Annotated in this window: 12 protein-coding genes; 10 read left to right on the top strand and 2 right to left on the bottom strand. The window is 68.1% G+C overall.

Annotated elements, in window-relative coordinates; all coding sequences use genetic code 11:
* Position 1: 1 nt before the first annotated feature.
* The 7 genes from RS84_RS04420 to RS84_RS04450 all read left to right on the top strand — a co-directional run bounded on the left by RS84_RS04420 (position 2) and on the right by RS84_RS04450 (position 9,162).
* Positions 2–1,135 (top strand): ABC transporter ATP-binding protein, encoded by a 1,134-nt coding sequence (locus RS84_RS04420; RefSeq protein ID WP_045256545.1) that lies wholly within the window; start codon positions 2–4, stop codon positions 1,133–1,135.
* Complete coding sequence (locus RS84_RS04425; protein ID WP_052676210.1) at positions 1,135–2,331, top strand: ABC transporter substrate-binding protein; 1,197 nt, start codon at positions 1,135–1,137, stop codon at positions 2,329–2,331. The genes RS84_RS04420 and RS84_RS04425 overlap by 1 nt, the downstream gene beginning before the upstream one ends.
* 57 nt (positions 2,332–2,388) lie before the next feature.
* Complete coding sequence (locus RS84_RS04430; RefSeq protein WP_045256546.1) at positions 2,389–3,588, top strand: ABC transporter substrate-binding protein; 1,200 nt, start codon at positions 2,389–2,391, stop codon at positions 3,586–3,588.
* A 25-nt stretch (positions 3,589–3,613) separates the two neighbouring features.
* Positions 3,614–4,462 (top strand): inositol monophosphatase family protein, encoded by an 849-nt coding sequence (locus RS84_RS04435; RefSeq protein WP_045256547.1) that lies wholly within the window; start codon positions 3,614–3,616, stop codon positions 4,460–4,462.
* Between the two features lie 32 nt (positions 4,463–4,494).
* Entirely contained in the window at positions 4,495–5,283 is a 789-nt protein-coding gene (locus tag RS84_RS04440; protein WP_045256548.1) for an HAD family hydrolase, read from the top strand.
* 11 nt (positions 5,284–5,294) lie between these two features.
* On the top strand, positions 5,295–6,143 hold the full coding sequence (locus tag RS84_RS04445; protein WP_200891972.1) for an inositol monophosphatase family protein: 849 nt from the start codon (positions 5,295–5,297) through the stop codon (positions 6,141–6,143).
* A 193-nt stretch (positions 6,144–6,336) separates the two neighbouring features.
* Positions 6,337–9,162, top strand: coding sequence for a discoidin domain-containing protein (locus tag RS84_RS04450; protein WP_045256550.1), 2,826 nt, complete (start codon positions 6,337–6,339; stop codon positions 9,160–9,162).
* A gap of 81 nt (positions 9,163–9,243) precedes the next feature.
* On the opposite strand, the gene RS84_RS04455 is transcribed toward RS84_RS04450, so the two are convergent.
* Both RS84_RS04455 and RS84_RS04460 read right to left on the bottom strand, forming a co-directional pair.
* Positions 9,244–11,364: an RICIN domain-containing protein gene (locus tag RS84_RS04455; RefSeq protein ID WP_082062034.1), complete on the bottom strand. Its 2,121-nt coding sequence runs from the start codon at positions 11,362–11,364 to the stop codon at positions 9,244–9,246.
* Between the two features lie 91 nt (positions 11,365–11,455).
* Positions 11,456–12,535: a LacI family DNA-binding transcriptional regulator gene (locus tag RS84_RS04460; protein ID WP_045256551.1), complete on the bottom strand. Its 1,080-nt coding sequence runs from the start codon at positions 12,533–12,535 to the stop codon at positions 11,456–11,458.
* 183 nt (positions 12,536–12,718) lie between these two features.
* Between RS84_RS04460 and RS84_RS04465 the strand changes: the two genes are divergently transcribed.
* The 3 genes from RS84_RS04465 to RS84_RS04475 are packed head-to-tail and all read left to right on the top strand — an operon-like array spanning position 12,719 to position 15,775.
* On the top strand, positions 12,719–14,023 hold the full coding sequence (locus tag RS84_RS04465) for an ABC transporter substrate-binding protein (RefSeq protein ID WP_045256552.1): 1,305 nt from the start codon (positions 12,719–12,721) through the stop codon (positions 14,021–14,023).
* Position 14,024: 1 nt separating this feature from the next.
* A complete protein-coding gene (locus RS84_RS04470; protein ID WP_045256553.1) occupies positions 14,025–14,945 on the top strand; it encodes a carbohydrate ABC transporter permease in 921 nt (306 codons plus the stop codon).
* Positions 14,942–15,775: a carbohydrate ABC transporter permease gene (locus tag RS84_RS04475; RefSeq protein WP_045256554.1), complete on the top strand. Its 834-nt coding sequence runs from the start codon at positions 14,942–14,944 to the stop codon at positions 15,773–15,775. The genes RS84_RS04470 and RS84_RS04475 overlap by 4 nt, the downstream gene beginning before the upstream one ends.
* The last annotated feature ends 47 nt before the right edge of the window (positions 15,776–15,822 follow it).

Genomic DNA, 15,822 nt, shown 5'->3' on the forward strand with positions numbered 1-15,822 from the left:
GATGCCGAACATCACTCTTGAAGGCGTGCAGAAGAACTACGGCGGCGGCGCGCCCAGTGCGGTCGTGGGCCTCGACCTGGAGGTGCGAGACGGCGAGTTCATGTGCCTGCTCGGACCCTCGGGCTGCGGCAAGACGACCACGCTGCGCATGATCGCCGGCCTCGAGCATCCGACCGGCGGCAGCATCCGCATCGGATCCCGCGTCGTCGACTCGGTCCCCGACGGCATCTACGTGCCGCCGGAGAAGCGTGAGCTGGGGCTCGTGTTCCAGAGCTACGCCCTGTGGCCGCACCTCTCGATCGAGAACAACGTCGATTTCGGGCTCCGGCTGCGCAAGGTGCCGCGGGCCGAGCGCGAGAAGCGCACGAGCGACGTCATGGACAAGCTCGGCATCTCGAAGTACCGCAAGCGCTACCCCTCCGAGCTGTCGGGCGGTCAGCAGCAGCGCGTCGCCCTGGCGCGGATGCTGGCGGTGAACCCCGAGGTGCTGCTGCTCGACGAGCCGCTCTCGAACCTCGACGCACGACTGCGGCTCGAGATGCGCGCGGAGCTCAAGCGCATCCACGAGGAGTTCAAGACGACCATCGTGTTCGTCACACACGATCAGTGGGAGGCCATGACCCTCGCCACGCAGATCGCGGTCATGAGCGAGGGGCAGCTGCAGCAACTGGGCAGCCCTGATGAGATCTACGAGCGCCCGGCCAACCGCTTCGTCGCCGAGTTCGTCGGCAATCCGCCGATCAACATCATCGAGCTGGCGCGCGAGGAGAGCGGCGGGCTGGCCCTGTGGGCGATGCAGTACATCACCGACCGCCACGGCGAGCTCCACGGGCTCGGTTCCGTCGGCATCCGGCCGGAGGCGGTGCATGTCACCCGCGCCGTGGAGAACGTGCCGGACGGCGCCTTCAAGGCTCGGGCGCGAATCACCGGCATCCTGCCGACCGGCGGCAGTTGGATCATCGAACTCGACGTCGCAGGGCGCAAGGTGTTCTCGGTCACGAGCCTCGCGCCGACCTGCTCGGTCGGAGACGAGAGCTGGCTGTGGGTGCAGCCGGCCGATCTCAATCTGTTCGACGGGGACGGCACTCGGCTGAATCCGCAGCGCGCCCTCGTCACCGCAGAGGCGGCGGTCTGATGCGCGGCGTGCGGAAGACCCTGGTCGGTCGCCGTCTCCTGACAGCCGGCGCGTGCACCGCGGTGGTCGCCCTCGCGCTCAGCGCCTGTGCACCGTCGTCGGCCCCGAAGCCGAAGCCCGAGGCGGACGCGGTCGAACTCGGCATCCCGGATTCCGAGTACAGCCTCGACGCGCTGATCGCTGCGGCGAAGAAGGAGGGGCCGCTCGTCATCCTCGACACCACGGGAAAGATCGTCGACATGGCGGAGGCCTTCTCCGAGAAGTACGGCATCCAGGCCACCGGTGTGAAGATGAAGGCGGGCGAAGAGGCCGAAGTCGTGATCCGCGAGGGCGAGGCGGGCAACGTCAAGAACGACCTGATCCTGATGCCCGACGTGCAGACCGCCGTCGCAGATCTGATCCCGCGTGGCTACGTGCAGTCCTGGTTCCCACCAGACATGGCCGATGTCGTGCCGAAGCAGTTCCAGGATCCGGCCATCGTCACGCAGGAGACCAACGTGTGGGCGTACAACACCGAGGTGTACGGCGACACGTGCCCGGTGGACAACATCTGGCAGCTCACCGAAGACGAGTGGCACGGACGCATCAGCTTCGAGGACCCTCAGCTGAAGGCCGACTACCCGTACTGGTTCAACCAGATCGAGACCTACGGCGACGATCTCATGGCGCAGGCCTACGAAGACGAGTACGGGGAGCCGCTGAAGACCGACGAGGCCAGCGCGACGGCAGAGTGGGTCAAGCGCCTCGCCCAGAACGCGCCGGTGCTGACGAACACCGACGACGAGGCGGCCGAATCGGTCGGCGCACCGGGGCAGGAGAAGCCCTTCATGGGCTTCGTCAGCACCGCCAAGTTCCGCGGCATCGCCGATGCCGGCTTGAAGCTGGGCACGTGCGCGGGGCTCCAGCCCTGGGTCGGCCGCGCCTACACGAAGACCGCGCTCATCGCGAACGGGACCGCCAGCCCGAACGCCGCGAAGCTGTTCATCCACTACCTGTACACGCAGGAGGGCATCGCCCCGCAGGTGGAGGACGGCAAGCGCTCGACGAACACCGAGATCCCGATGGCCCCGGGTGAGCCGAGCGGACTCGAATCGGTCTGGGATCAGATCCTCGTCTTCGATTCCTCGACCGCGCAGGACGACTTCGACAGGGTGCAGGACTGGCAGGACTTCTGGCGCATCAGCCTCGGCAATTGAGCAGCAAGTGATCAACGGCGCCGGGATCCTCCCGGCCGAGACGAAGGAAAGAGAACGATGACGTTCACGAAGAGATCGTCGGTGCGAGCTGCGGCCGCATTGACCGCGATGGCCCTGTTGTCCGTCGGCCTGATGGCGTGTGCACCTTCATCCGGAGGCGCGCAGGCGGAGGAGGACACGACGAAGCCCGAGGTCGAACTGGGCATCAGCGACGACGGCTACACGCTCGACAAGCTGATCAAGGCCGCGCAGAAGGAGGGCCCGCTCGTGGTCTCCGACAGCACGGGCAAGATCACCGACATCGCCGACGCCTTCACGGCGAAGTACGGCATCCAGACCACCGGTGTGAAGCAGAAGGCCGGGGAGGCGACCGAGATCGCGATCCGCGAAGCCGAGGCCGACAACATCCAGACCGATGTCTTCATCCTCGCCGATGCCCCGGTCGGCGAGCGCGAGCTCATCGAACGCGACATCGCGACTGCGTGGACGCCGCCGGATCTCGCCGACTCCCTCGATACCGAGTACAAGGATCCGCTCGTCGTCGCGACGGACGTGATGGTCTGGGCCTACAACACCGAGCTGTACCCCGACGGCTGCCCCGTCGACAACCTGTGGGCGCTCACCGACAAGGACTGGACCGGGCACGTGGTCATGGAGGACCCGACCCTGAAGACGGCGATCCTGTACTGGGTCAACGAGATGGCCGCCAACCACGACGACGTCATGAAGGACGCCTACGAGGACTACTTCGGCGAGAAGTTCAAGAGCGATGAGGACAGCGCCTCGGCCGAGTTCCTCAAGCGCCTCGCGCAGAACCAGCCGCTGCTTGTGAAGAGCGGCAGCGATTCGGCCGAGTCTGCCGGCGCCCCCGGCCAGACCGAGGGGTTCATGGGCCTCGTGAGCACCGCCAAGTTCCGCGAGAACGCGGACAGCGGCTACAAGATGGGCCTGTGCAAGGACGTCGCGCCGTACTCCGGCTTCGCGTACACCAAGCTCGGTCTGATCGCGAACGGCACCAAGAGCCCGAACGCCGCCAAGCTCTTCCTGCACTACATCCTCACCGAGGAGGGCTTCGCGCCGCAGCTCGAGGACGGCAAGTTCTCCTCGAACAGCGACATCGAGCCCGCGGCCGATGAGCCCTCCGGCATCCTCGACATCTGGGACCAGATCTCCATCGCCGAGCGCGGCATGCTCGACAAGGACTACGACTCCCTGCCGGAATGGAACGACTTCTGGATCGCCGCCAACCACTCCTGATCTCCCGACACCGAACGGAACCCTGATGAACGACGTGCTCTCCGAATCCCGGATGCTGAGGCTCACCGCCGTCCGCGCGGCACTCGGCGTGGGTGACCAGCTGCGCGCGGCGTTCCGTGCGCCGATGCTGCGGGACTTCAAGCGGGATGCGCACGACATCGTCACGGTTCACGACAAGGCGGCCGAGGAGAGCATCGTCCGGATGCTCGTGGGCGAGCATCCGGACTCCATGATCGTGGGCGAGGAAGGAGGGGTCAGCGGTGCGGGCCGGGTGCAGTGGCACATCGACCCGATCGACGGCACCTCCAACTTCGCCCGCGGTCTGGCCTACTGGTGCGTGTCGATCGCGGCCGTCGTCGACGGGCGGGTCGTCGCCGGTGTCGTCTTCGATCCGATGGCGCACAACGTGTTCAGCGCCGATCTGACCGGAGCGCTGCTCGGCGACGACCCCCTGCGTTCGCGCGCCGCGGCCGACGAGATCGACGCCACGCTGGTCTCCAGCTTCCCGAATCCGAAGGACACCTGGCTCTTCGGCGAGAGCGCCTACGAGGCCCAGTCCCGCCTGGTCGCCTCCTTCCAGGCCGTGCGCAACCTCGGCAGCGGCGCGCTGAACCTGGCGCACGTCGCTGCGGGCTGGGCGGATGCGACCATGGGCTTCTACACGAACTCGTGGGACATCGCCGCAGGCGGGTTCATCCTTCAGCAGGCCGGCGGAAGCATCCGCGGCCTCGCCGGCGGCGCAGACCGCGATCCCTTCCACACGGCACCCGACTACTACGCGACCGGGGAGGGCGGCGACTACCCGACGCTCTCCGATGTCATGACGAGCTGGTCGGCGCGCTACGACGCGTCGAACCCGCCGCCGCGTCGCTGACCGACCATCCCATCTCGAGGAGAAACAGAAGAATGACAGCACTCATCAAGCCCCGTGGACTGCTTGTGGACTTCGGCGGCGTGATCGTCGAGACCGCGAACCGTCCCGGCTGGCAGTCGAAGATGGCTCAGCTCGTGCACGAGCGCCTGGCGGCGGCGGATGCCGGGTCACCCCAGTTGGGGGTCGCCGACATCGAGCGCGACATCCGCGAGGGCGCCAAGGCCGACTCTCGCTGGAAGGACGCGATGTCGCGGCCGTTCGCGCCGGTCGAACTGACCTACCAGGAGTTCTGGGAGGGATTCGTCGCGGGCGACTGGCCGGTGCGGACTCGCGAGTACGTGCGTGACAACGCCAAGGAGCTGTGCCGCGAGATGGGAGAGATGAAGCAGGAGCGCGTGACGCGCGACGGCTTCATCGAGGTGCTCGACTTCGCCGACGCGGCATCCATCCCCGTCGTGATCGTGAGCAACACGCTGATGGGCCAGGTGCATCGCGACTTCCTCACCCGCAACCACCTCACCGACCGCTTCGTCGAGCAGATCTACAGCGACGAGGTCCGGGTCCGCAAGCCCAACCCCGAGATGATCCACCTCGGCGCCAGGGCGATCGGCGAGACCGCGGCGACGTGCTGGTACGTCGGAGACAACTTCGACCGTGACGTGCTGTGCGGCGCGCGAGCCGGCGTCGGCGGCAACATCCTGATGGAGGCGCGCAGCACCTACGATCTGCCGTACGAGCTCACGGTCAAGGCCGACGCGATCGTGGCCGATCCCTGGGGACTGCGCGAACTGCTGCGGGTGTCTCTCGAGCGTGCAGCATGACGGATGCGGGGATGACGCAGTCGCGCCACCTGCGAGCCGTGGCCGAGGGCGCTGCCCGGTCGGTGCAGGAGCAGTTGCGCGCGGCGTTCCGCGGTGCGATGACGGTCGACCACAAGCGCGATGCGCGTGACGTGGTGACCGTGCACGACAAGAACGCCGAGAAGACCATCTCGGCGTACATCTTCGAGCACGAGCCCGACTCGCGGATCCTCGGCGAAGAAGGCGGGGCTGTGGGGGACGGGCGCGTCTCGTGGTTCGTCGACCCGATCGACGGCACGAGCAACTTCATCGACGGCATCGCGTTCTGGTGCGTCTCGGTCGCCGCGGCCGTCGACGGCAGGGTGGTCGCGGCGGCGATCCTCGATCCGATGGCCGACGACCTGTTCTCGGCCGACCTCGGCGGCGCCTGGCTGAACGGCGAGACCCTGCGGTCGGTGGCCGCCCCCGGCGAGGCCGAGGCGACGCTCATCACCGGCTACCCGAACGCCCGCCAGCTCGCCGCGCACGGCGGCGACGCGCTGAAGGACTTCGCGGAGCTCGTGCTCGCGTTCCGTGCGGTCCGGCGCCCTGGCAGCGCGGCGCTCACCCTCGCGCACGTCGCGGCCGGATGGGCGGATGCCGCGGCGGGCTTCAACGTGAACCCGTGGGACATCAGCGCGGCCGAGCTGATCGTGACGCAGGCGGGCGGCACGTACATCCCGCTGGCTGTCGGACAGCAGGAGCGGCCGGAGCACTCCTACGACCACCGCGGCTATGTCGCGGTCGGAGGAGGAGGCTCGTACCCGACCCTGATGGCGATCGCCCGCGACATCGCGGCGCGGGGCCGTGACATGGCCTCCGCCTACGCCGCGGCTGGCTGACCCCTCCCTTTCGAATCGCGCGAATGACCCTTTCCGGGGTCGGATGCCGCCATTCGCGCGATTCGAAGGAAGGCAGGGGCCGCTCCTGAAACACGCTTCCGGTGAGCGCCGTGATCTGGTTGTATGTGTGTTGACGTCAACTCAGTTGACGTCAACATGCGGAGCGAGGTCGCTCCGATCACGAGGGAGTGGCATGAAGAGAATCAGGACGGTCGCCGCGGCGACCTGTCTCACCGTCGCGCTGAGCATGGTGGCCGCCGCATCCGCGCAGGCCGAGGTCCCCACAGGCGATCCGACGACCTACACGGCGTATCCGGCGATCCAGGACCCTGGCGCCACCGCCGCCGGCTACTTCGCCCCGTTCTGGTTCGACGACAACGGCTCGCACATCCAGGCGCACGGCGGCGCGATCGTCTCGGCGCAGGAGCTCGGCGTCGCGGGCGGCGATGTCGTGACAGGGTCGGAAGAGGGGCGCACGGTCTACTACTGGTACGGCGAAGACCGCAGCAACGGCTACTACGGCAGCCCCGGGGTGCACGCCTACAAGTCCTACGACACCCTCAACTGGCAGGACCAGGGCGTCGTGATGAGGGCGGTGTCCGCGGCATCCGATCTCGAATCCGACTACTTCGACGCCCTCTACGACACGGTCGACGACGACGGTCAGCCGCGCGCCGATCGCATCGCCGAACTCGCCTACCATCTCGACACGAACGACGCCGCCGACCTCACGACGATCTTCGAGCGCCCCAAGGTCCTCTACAACGAGAGCACCGGCAAGTGGGTGCTGTGGTGGCACTCAGACGGTCAGACCACCGCAGGCGGCAGCATGTACGCGCGCTCGATGGCGGGCGTCGCGGTGTCAGACAGCCCGACCGGGCCGTTCCGGCTCACCGGGGTGTACCGGATGCCGAACCGCACAGACTACAAGGCGTGCACCTCGGCGGCCGTGCCAGGCCAGGCCCGCGACATGACCGTGTTCCAGGATGACGACGGCACCGCGTACATCGTCTACTCCTCGGAGGAGAACCGCTCGCTGTATGTCGCCGAGCTCGACGCCTCGTACACGAACGTCACGCACACCACGTCGACGGACATGGCGAATGCGCATCAGTACTCGGAGGACGGCCGCTTCCCGTACCTGTTCGCCGACGGCTCGTCGGATGCGCCCGTGCGCGGCCAGGACTTCCAGATCGTCAAGGAGTGCGGCATGCTCGAGGCGCCCGCGCTCTTCCAGCACGGCGGCAGGTACTACGCCGTGGCCTCCGGCGCGACCGGATGGGGTCCGAACCCGCAGACCTACTACACCTCGGACAGCATCCTGGGATCGTGGATCCGCGGAGTGCAGAGCGGCGACGCGAACGAGAACGTCTCGTACAGCTCGATCCCCGAGGGCGGCGACGGTCTGCTGTCGGTCGGCGACACCCGGCGCACGACGTTCGGCTCGCAGTCCACCAACGTGCTGGATCTCGGCGGCGGGCGGTTCGTCTACATGGGCGACCGCTGGAACCGCGGTGAGGCCGATTCGACGTACGTGTGGCTGCCGATCACGATCGGCGAGAACGGCCGCGCCGAGATGCGGAACCCCGCCGTCGAGAACCCGGCCCGGTGGGCGAGCGGATGGGACGCGTCGTACTGGGACGACAAGGGCGCAGGCGAGGAGATCTGGAGCGTGACGGATGCCGGGCTGCCGGCGAGCGTCGAGCCGGGGGAGGACTTCGGCGGGTCGCTGCCGGCCACCGTGCCCGTCTCCGTGGGCGGTGCGACGACTGAGACGGCCGTGACGTGGAGTGCGACCTCCTTCGCCGAGCGCGGCACGCAGACCATCACGGGAACTCTCGCGGCCGATGCGCAGTTCGGCCCCGGCCGAACCTTCACCCGCACGATCGACGTGGCCACCGAGGGCATCGTGAATCTCGCCCCTCGATCGGCGGTCGCCGTCTCGAGCCGCTCAGAGCTGAGCGCCACGCTGGTCGACGGCAACGTCAAGGGCAAGGGCTGGGACGACTGGGTGGCCGGAGGTGCGTATCCGAAGTCGAGCTGGCTCTCGTTCTCCTGGCCGCTCGCGCAGGACGTCGACCAGGTCGTCGTGCACACCTACAAGGACGGCGCGGGCGCGACCTGGCCCTCGACCGTGGCGGCCGAGTACCTGAACGCCGCGGGCGACTGGGTCTCCTCAGGTGCATCGGTCGGCCTGGTGCAGGATGCCGCGGCATCCGCTCCTGTCGCGACCCTCGACCTCTCCGCCCTGCCGCAGACGAACGGCATCCGCCTGCAGCTCACGACGGCGACGAGCACCTGGCAGTCGATCTCGGAGGTGCAGATCTGGGGCGCCGACGGGGGCGGCGACATCTGCTCGGCCGCGGGAACGACCGTCTTCGCGAGCTTCCATCAGACGGAGTACGCGACGATGCCTGCCGCGAACGCCTGTGACGGCAGCGCCGCGACCTCGTGGTCGACCTGGGCGTCGACCACGAAGCCCTCCGCGACGTTCACGGTGGAGCCCGCTCAGGCGCACGTCGTCGACCGCATCGGCTTCACCAACATCGAGGGCACGATCGCCGGCGTCGGCGTCGAGTACCGCGACGACAAGGGCGCCTGGCACGCGACGGGCGCGCAGAACGTCGTGCCGAGCGCGAACGGGAAGCCGACCTCGATCGCATTCACTCCCGTTCTCGCCTCAGCCGTGCGCATCACGTTCGCGACTCCCGGCTCGTACCTCAAGATCCCGGTGCTGGCGGTGGGGGAGGCCGCCTCCGACGTGTCGGCGGCGATCTCCACCCGCTGCGTGGCGGGCAAGGTGCAGCTCGTGACGAACGTGCACAACCTGGGCGCGGACGCGACGGATGCCGGTGTCGCGACCCCGTACGGCACGAGGGAGATCTCGTCGATCGCCCCCGACGGCAGCCGGTCGGCCACCGCGGCGACGCGATCTGCGGCCATCTCCGCGGGAGAGGTGACGGTCACGGCCCGTGACCAGACGCTGACGGTCGGGTACCCGGCCGCGACCTGCGGCTGAGTCGGGACGCGTCAGGTCGCGAACCTGGTCGAGATCCTCAGGAGAACTCGACCAGTTCGCGACTTGAGCACGTCGGCGGAGTCAGCCGCAGGTGCGACCCTGATAGGAGAGCGTCTGTGTCGATGTGAGAGCGGTGTCCGCCGTCACCGAGGCGCGGAACGTCACGGATCCGGCCGGCAGCGTGCGCTGCCGCGTGGTGAGCGACTGGCTGACGTTGCCGGCAGCGGCGATCGCCGTGGCCGTGCGGGTGCCGAACGCGGTCGTCGCCTGCACGTCTATCGGCCGGGTGTCGGTGCTGGTCGACTGGACGACCAGGACGACGCCGGATGCGACGCAGCGCGTGTACACCGAGTAGCTGGCGGTCGGGGCCGCGGGCGGCGAATCGGAGACGAGCATCCACTCCTGCGAATCGTCGGCCGCAGCATCCGCTGCGGAGTCGATGCCCGCCTGAAGGGTCACTGCGCTGTCCGCCGCCGCACCCGTGATGAACAGCGCGGTGTTGCGCACGGATCTCAGCTTCACATAGCCGTCCGCGCCGGGGATGACGGTCCACTGCTTGTCGTTCCCGCCGTCGTCGACCCACTGCGCCAGCTTCTGACCCGCGACGGCGTTGCCCGTCCAGGTGGCGACCGAGCGGCCGCCCCCGCCGTTCAGCAGCGTGACGACGCCGCCCTTGTCCACGATGTGCCACTTCCTGGTCATGTTGCCGTCGTCACGAGGGCGCAGGGCCACGTCGGGCGCGTCTCCCGTCAGGTTCGCGTCCTGAGTCCTGTCGCCGACCGTGGCCAGCACCTGCCCGGTCTTCCTGTTGACGAGAGTGAAGTACTCGCCGTCCGAGCGCCCGAGATCGACCTCGCCGAACTTGACCGGACCGATGCTTCCTCCGCCCCACGATGCCTGGAGGATGAGGAGCCGTCCTGTCCCTGCCACGGGCTGGAGATTGCGGCTGTATCCCGCGGGCATGGTGGTCTGGTACGCCTTCCACCCGCCGTCGCTGCGCCCGGTCTCGTTGACCCACACCATCGTGCTGCCGGCGGCGTTGTAGACGATCCGGCCGTCCGGGAAGGTGGTGAGCACCGGGCTGCCGCCCTTCGACAGCGTCGGCCCGGATGCGATCGGGAGGGCGGAGATGTTGGCTCCGGCATTTCCGCCGGTGGCGAAGAACCGCAGCGGGTCATCCGAGATCTTGTGGTGCACGTTGTCGCCGCCCCCGAAGTACTCGTAGGTGACGAGCCACTTGCCGTCGGTGGTCGGGACGACGGTCTCCATGCCGGGGCGACCGCCGCCGATCTGCGTCTTGCCGTTGCCGCGGTCCTGGGTGAGCCCCGCGACATCGACGACCGGCGCGCTCCATGCCGTGGCAGCGGTGCCGTCCCACGTGCGGTGGGCGAGGATCTGTCCACCGGAGTCGGGGGCTGTGGCGTTGGCGGGGTCCAGCTGCGCCACACCGGTGGTCGCGTCATACCCGAGGTAATCGTTCTCGTCCGAGTAGTACGCGACCAGCTGCCCGCCATGGACCATCAGATACGGCTCCCACACCGGATCGACCTGCTTGGTCGTGTTGGCGGCGGACGTACGGCCGATGGCGCCGGCGCTGCCGCCCTGCCAGCCGCCGGCAGCCACGATGTTCACGAAGCGCCACGTTGCGCCCTCGTCAGCGCTCGCATACAGCGCGATCGCGAGATCGCGGCGATCGCCATCGCCGGTGGGCTTCCAGCTCGGGTTCGTCGCCTTCTGCTCGGTGTAGTACTCGTCGTCGCCGGAGACTACACTCGCGAGCAGCACAGTCCCCGCCGCGAGGTCGCCGACGGTCTGCGGCAGCACGTACAGGTACGCGTTGGTCCAGTTGCTGGTGTACTTGTCCACAGCGGGGTCAGCGGAGAGCGCGGCGGGTGCGCCGACATCGGCGAGCTTCTGCCAGGTCGCGCCGAGGTCGTCGCTCTTGAACACGGGCAGGTCCTGACCGATGACGGCACTCTGGCTGTCCTCGAAGGTCGCGAGGATCCGGCCGCTGGGCAGCTGCGTCGATTTCGGGTAGAGAACGCACGGGGACTTGTTGCAGGATGCCGGGTCCGTGGCGACGTAGAGGTCGCCGGGCGTCGGCTGGTAGGCAGATGCCGCGGATGCCGTGGCGAGTGAGGTGGTGATGGCAAGGATCGCGACGGTCGCGGATGCGGTGAGGCGGCGCGTGGACGGGCGCATGGAAGCTCCTCTCTGAGCGGGTGACGCGTGTAATCAGAGCAGAGAACCGGCCGTCATCGGTGAAACCCGAAATGCTTTCGCTCGCCGGCCGTCACCGCCGGCGGTGCGGAGGCGGCGCGGCCGTGGAGTTGCGGACCACGAGATGGGTGGCCAGCTCCACGCGCTTGGTGGGCGCCGTCTCGCCGCGGGAGAGCCGCACGATCGTCGCGACGGCGGTGCGTCCGATCGCCGCGATCGGCTGGTGAACGGTGGTCAGCTGCGGGTTGCTGCTGCGGGCGAGGATCGTGTCATCGAAGCCCACGACGCTGAGGTCCGCCGGCACCGACAGCCCGAGCACGCGGGCGGCCTCCAGCACGCCCATCGCAGACGCATCGCTGCCGACGAAGATGGCGGTGGGAGGCTGGGTCGCGGTGAGCATCGCCGTGGCAGCCTCGAGTCCGTGCTCGAACGTGAAGCCTCCGGGCGACAGGTCGGAGACATCGGCTGTCAACCCTGCCTCGGCCATGGCCGCCGCCCAGCCGTGCCCGCGCACGACGCTGCAGTGCGCGCCCGCGGGGCCGCCGATGTAGCGGATGTCCCGGTGGCCGAGTTCGATCAGATGTCTCGTGGCCTCGTACGCTCCAGCCCAGTTCGTGGCACCGATGCTGGGGGTGTTGGTGCGGGGAACATCGAGCGGGTCGACGAGCACCATGGGCAGGCCGGCACGCCCCAGCGCATGCTCCCGGTCGGCAGAGTATGCGCTCGTGACCTCGATCACGCCGGACCGGCCGGCTCGGGCGAGGTCCCGCGCCCACTCGACGGGCGCGCGGGCGGATGCGGTTCCGAACGGGCGCACGATCAGCGCGACGCGCAGCTCTTCCGCGGCTTCCAGTGCTCCGCCGAGGAACGTCGCGAGATACGGATTCAGAGAGGCGTCCTTCGGCTCGACGACCAGCTCGACGCTCGACTCGCCGGCCGCCTGCAGCGACTGCTGGCGCTCGCCCTGAGACACATAGCCCAGCGTCTCGATGGCTCGCTCGACCAGCATCCGGGTCTCGCTCGCGACATCCGAGCGTCCGTTCACGACCTTCGAAGCCGTGGCGATCGACACGCCCGCCAGATCGGCGACGGCCCGCAGCGTCGTCCGGCGTCCGGTTCGTGCGGATGCCGGGCGCGAGGCTGCTTCGTTCATGAGTGGACCTCTCGAAAGCTTTTCGGAATAGTTCGACGGCATTGACGGCGGTGTACGCCTCAACGTTAGTGTTGCTGCGCACCGAGTCAAGCAGAAGTTTCGAAAGTTCTCGAAGGGCGCGATGCTCAGTCGACGCAGCCTGAAGTCACCCGAACTCACCCGAACCAAGGAAGGTCCACGGCAATGAGAAGCACCACACTCGTCCGGTCCCTCGCAGTCCTCTCCGCCGGCGCGCTCGCGCTCGGCCTCACCGCGTGCGGCGGTGGCAATCGCCCCGGCGGCGCGCCCGCATCCGATGGAGCCAGCGCCTGGGCGCTGACCGGCGGATCGGAAGAGGTGTTCAAGAAGTCGTTCGATGAATGGAACGCCGCCAATCCCGATCAGAAGATCGATGTCGAGTGGTTCGCGAACGACGCGTACAAGGAGAAGATCCGCACGGCGGTCGGCTCAGGCAACGCGCCCACCCTGGTCTTCTCGTGGGCCGGTGGCACGCTCGCCGACTACGCCGCCAACGGCTCGGTCGTCGACATCTCGGAGCAGACCGCCGAACTGCGTGACCGTATCCTGCCGTCCGTCGTCGCGAACGGTGAGATCGACGGCAAGACGTTCGCGATCCCGAACAATCAGAGCCAGCCCGTGCTCTTCTACTACAACGCGAAGATCCTGAAGGACGCGGGGCTCGACGTGCCCACCACCTACGACGAGCTGCTCGCGGACGTCGCCGTGCTGAAGGGCGAGGGCGTCACCCCGATCGCGCTCGCCGGGCAGAGCAAGTGGCCCGAGCTCATGTACATCCAGTACCTCACCGACCGCATCGGCGGCCCCGAGGTCTTCCAGCGCGTGCTCGACGGCGAGAAGGACGCGTGGAGCGACCCGGCCATCATCGAGGCTCTGACGAAGATCCAGGAGCTGAAAGATGCCGGCGCCTTCGGCGACAGCTTCGGCTCGGTGGTCGCGGACGGCGGCGCCGACACCGCTCTCGTGCACACGGGCAAGGCGGCCTTCATCCTGCAGGGCGCGTGGGTGTATCCGGACTTCGTGAACAATGCGGCGGACTTCGTGAAGGCCGGCGACCTCGGCTTCGCGGCGTTCCCCGCGGTCGACGGCGGTGCGGGCGACCCGGCGAACATCGTCGGCAACCCGGCGAACTTCTGGTCCGTCTCGGCATCCGCCTCGAAGGACGAGCAGAAGGCGGCCATCGACTTCCTCGTCGACCAGACCTTCTCCGACGAGGCCGTCGACGCGTTCCTCAAGATCGGGACAGTCCCGCCGCTAAGGGGACTGGAGGACAAGATCGCGGCATCCGACGAGCCGGAGTACCTCAGCTTCGTGTACGACATGGTCAAGGATGCGCCGCACTTCCAGCTCTCGTGGGACCAGGCGCTGCCCAGCGACCAGGCTCAGCCGCTGCTCGACAACCTCAGCCGCATCTTCCTCGGCGAGATCACGCCGGAGCAGTTCGCCGAGGCCATGAACGCGACGCTCTGACATGACCGCGACCGAAGCACTCATCGCACCCGGCGGGAGGGCGCTGCCTTCCCGCCGGGTGCGGCGGGGTCCGTCCCTCTGGTTCGCCGCCCCCGCCCTCCTGCTGTTCCTGGGCTTCGCCCTCATCCCGCTGGGCGGCGTGCTCGTGCTCTCCTTCATGGAGTGGGACGGACTCGGCACGCCGACATGGAGCGGATTCGACAACTGGGGGCGCGTCTTCGCTGACCCTGTGGTGCTGAACGCCTTCTGGCTCACGGCCCTGCTCACGGTCGGCTCCTGGCTCGTGCAGGCGCCGTTGTCGCTGCTGCTGGGCGTGTTCATGGCCGGGCGTCAGCGCTACCGCGCGGTGCTCTCGGTGCTGTTCTTCCTGCCGCAGTTGTTCTCGGCGGCGGCGATCGCGATCGTCTTCAAGTCGCTCCTCGACCCGAACTTCGGCGTCGGGCAGGATCTGCCCTTTCTCGATCTGGACTGGCTCGGGCGCCCCGATCTCGCCCTCGGCGTGGTCCTCGTCGTGATCGCCTGGAGCTTCATCCCCTTCCACTCGCTGCTGTATCAGGCAGGGGTGAGGCAGATCCCGCCGTCCCTGTACGAGGCGGCCACGATCGACGGTGCCGGGCGGGTGGCGCAGTTCGTGCACATCACGCTTCCGCAGCTGAAGTACACGATCATCACCTCCTCGACTCTGATGATCGTCGGCTCGCTCACCTATTTCGATCTGGTGTTCGTCCTCACCGGAGGCGGACCGGGCTATGCGACCCGGATCCTGCCTCTTGACATGTACCTGCGGGGCTTCCGCAGTTATGACATGGGCGGCGCGAGCGTGGTCGCCGTCATCCTCGTCGTCGTCGGCCTCAGCATCGCGCTGGGCCTCAACCGTCTCTCCGGCACCGGCCGGATGGAGAGCCAGATGGAGGGCGCATGAGCACCTCGGCGCTGAACGGACGTCCGAACATCGCCGCAGGGATCCTCGGCTGGCTGTGGCTTGCCATCGTGCTGCTGCCGATCTACTTCATCGTGGTCACGAGCCTGCGCCCCCGCGAGGACTTCTACCAGGAGAGACCGCTGTCGCTGCCGAGCCGCCCGACGCTCGACGCGTACGCGACGGTGATCGGCAACGACTTCGGACGCTACATCGGCAACTCGCTCGTCGTGACCATCTCGACGGTCGCGGTCACGCTTCTCGTCGCGCTGGGCGCCGCGTTCACCGTGGTACGCAACCGCTCCCGCTGGAGTTCGCGGGTGTTCCGTCTGTTTCTCCTCGGCATCGCGATCCCCATCCAGGCGACGATCATCCCGGTGTACTACCTCATCGTGCAGCTGGGTCTCTATGACACTCTGTGGGCGCTGATCCTGCCGTCCGTCGCCTTCGCGATCCCGCTGTCGGTGCTGATCCTCAGCACCTTCCTGCGCGACATCCCCGGCGAGCTGTTCGAATCGATGACCGTCGACGGGGCGGGGGAGCTGCGCATCCTGTGGAGTCTCGTGATCCCGATGACGAAGCCCGCTCTCGTGACCGTCGGCGTGTACAACGCGCTCAGCGTGTGGAACGGGTTCCTGTTCCCCCTCGTCCTCACACAGAGCGCGGAGACCAGAGTGCTGCCGCTGTCACTGTGGTCGTACCAGGGCGAGTTCACCATGAACGTGCCGGCTGTCCTCGCGGCCGTGGTCCTCTCCGCGCTGCCCATCCTCGCCGCGTACATCGTCGGCCGCCGCCAGCTCGTGTCCGGGCTGACAGCCGGCTTCGGCAAGTGACGGCCCGGCTCTAGAACCGCGCCGCCCGGCGCTCGACCTCAGGAGAA

The organism is Microbacterium hydrocarbonoxydans, from assembly GCF_000956475.1.
GTDB classification, from domain to species: Bacteria; Actinomycetota; Actinomycetes; order Actinomycetales; family Microbacteriaceae; genus Microbacterium; species Microbacterium hydrocarbonoxydans_A.

Excerpts from the sequence above, each read along its gene's own strand:
- RS84_RS04475 (WP_045256554.1), top strand. The coding sequence starts at position 14,942 with ATGAGCACCTCGGCGCTGAACGGACGTCCGAACATCGCCGCAGGGATC.
- RS84_RS04445 (WP_200891972.1), top strand. The coding sequence starts at position 5,295 with ATGACGCAGTCGCGCCACCTGCGAGCCGTGGCCGAGGGCGCTGCCCGG.
- RS84_RS04465 (WP_045256552.1), top strand. The coding sequence starts at position 12,719 with ATGAGAAGCACCACACTCGTCCGGTCCCTCGCAGTCCTCTCCGCCGGC.
- RS84_RS04440 (WP_045256548.1), top strand. The coding sequence starts at position 4,495 with ATGACAGCACTCATCAAGCCCCGTGGACTGCTTGTGGACTTCGGCGGC.
- RS84_RS04470 (WP_045256553.1), top strand. The coding sequence starts at position 14,025 with ATGACCGCGACCGAAGCACTCATCGCACCCGGCGGGAGGGCGCTGCCT.
- RS84_RS04455 (WP_082062034.1), bottom strand. The coding sequence starts at position 11,364 with ATGCGCCCGTCCACGCGCCGCCTCACCGCATCCGCGACCGTCGCGATC.
- RS84_RS04450 (WP_045256550.1), top strand. The coding sequence starts at position 6,337 with ATGAAGAGAATCAGGACGGTCGCCGCGGCGACCTGTCTCACCGTCGCG.
- RS84_RS04435 (WP_045256547.1), top strand. The coding sequence starts at position 3,614 with ATGAACGACGTGCTCTCCGAATCCCGGATGCTGAGGCTCACCGCCGTC.
- RS84_RS04425 (WP_052676210.1), top strand. The coding sequence starts at position 1,135 with ATGCGCGGCGTGCGGAAGACCCTGGTCGGTCGCCGTCTCCTGACAGCC.
- RS84_RS04430 (WP_045256546.1), top strand. The coding sequence starts at position 2,389 with ATGACGTTCACGAAGAGATCGTCGGTGCGAGCTGCGGCCGCATTGACC.
- RS84_RS04460 (WP_045256551.1), bottom strand. The coding sequence starts at position 12,535 with ATGAACGAAGCAGCCTCGCGCCCGGCATCCGCACGAACCGGACGCCGG.
- RS84_RS04420 (WP_045256545.1), top strand. The coding sequence starts at position 2 with ATGCCGAACATCACTCTTGAAGGCGTGCAGAAGAACTACGGCGGCGGC.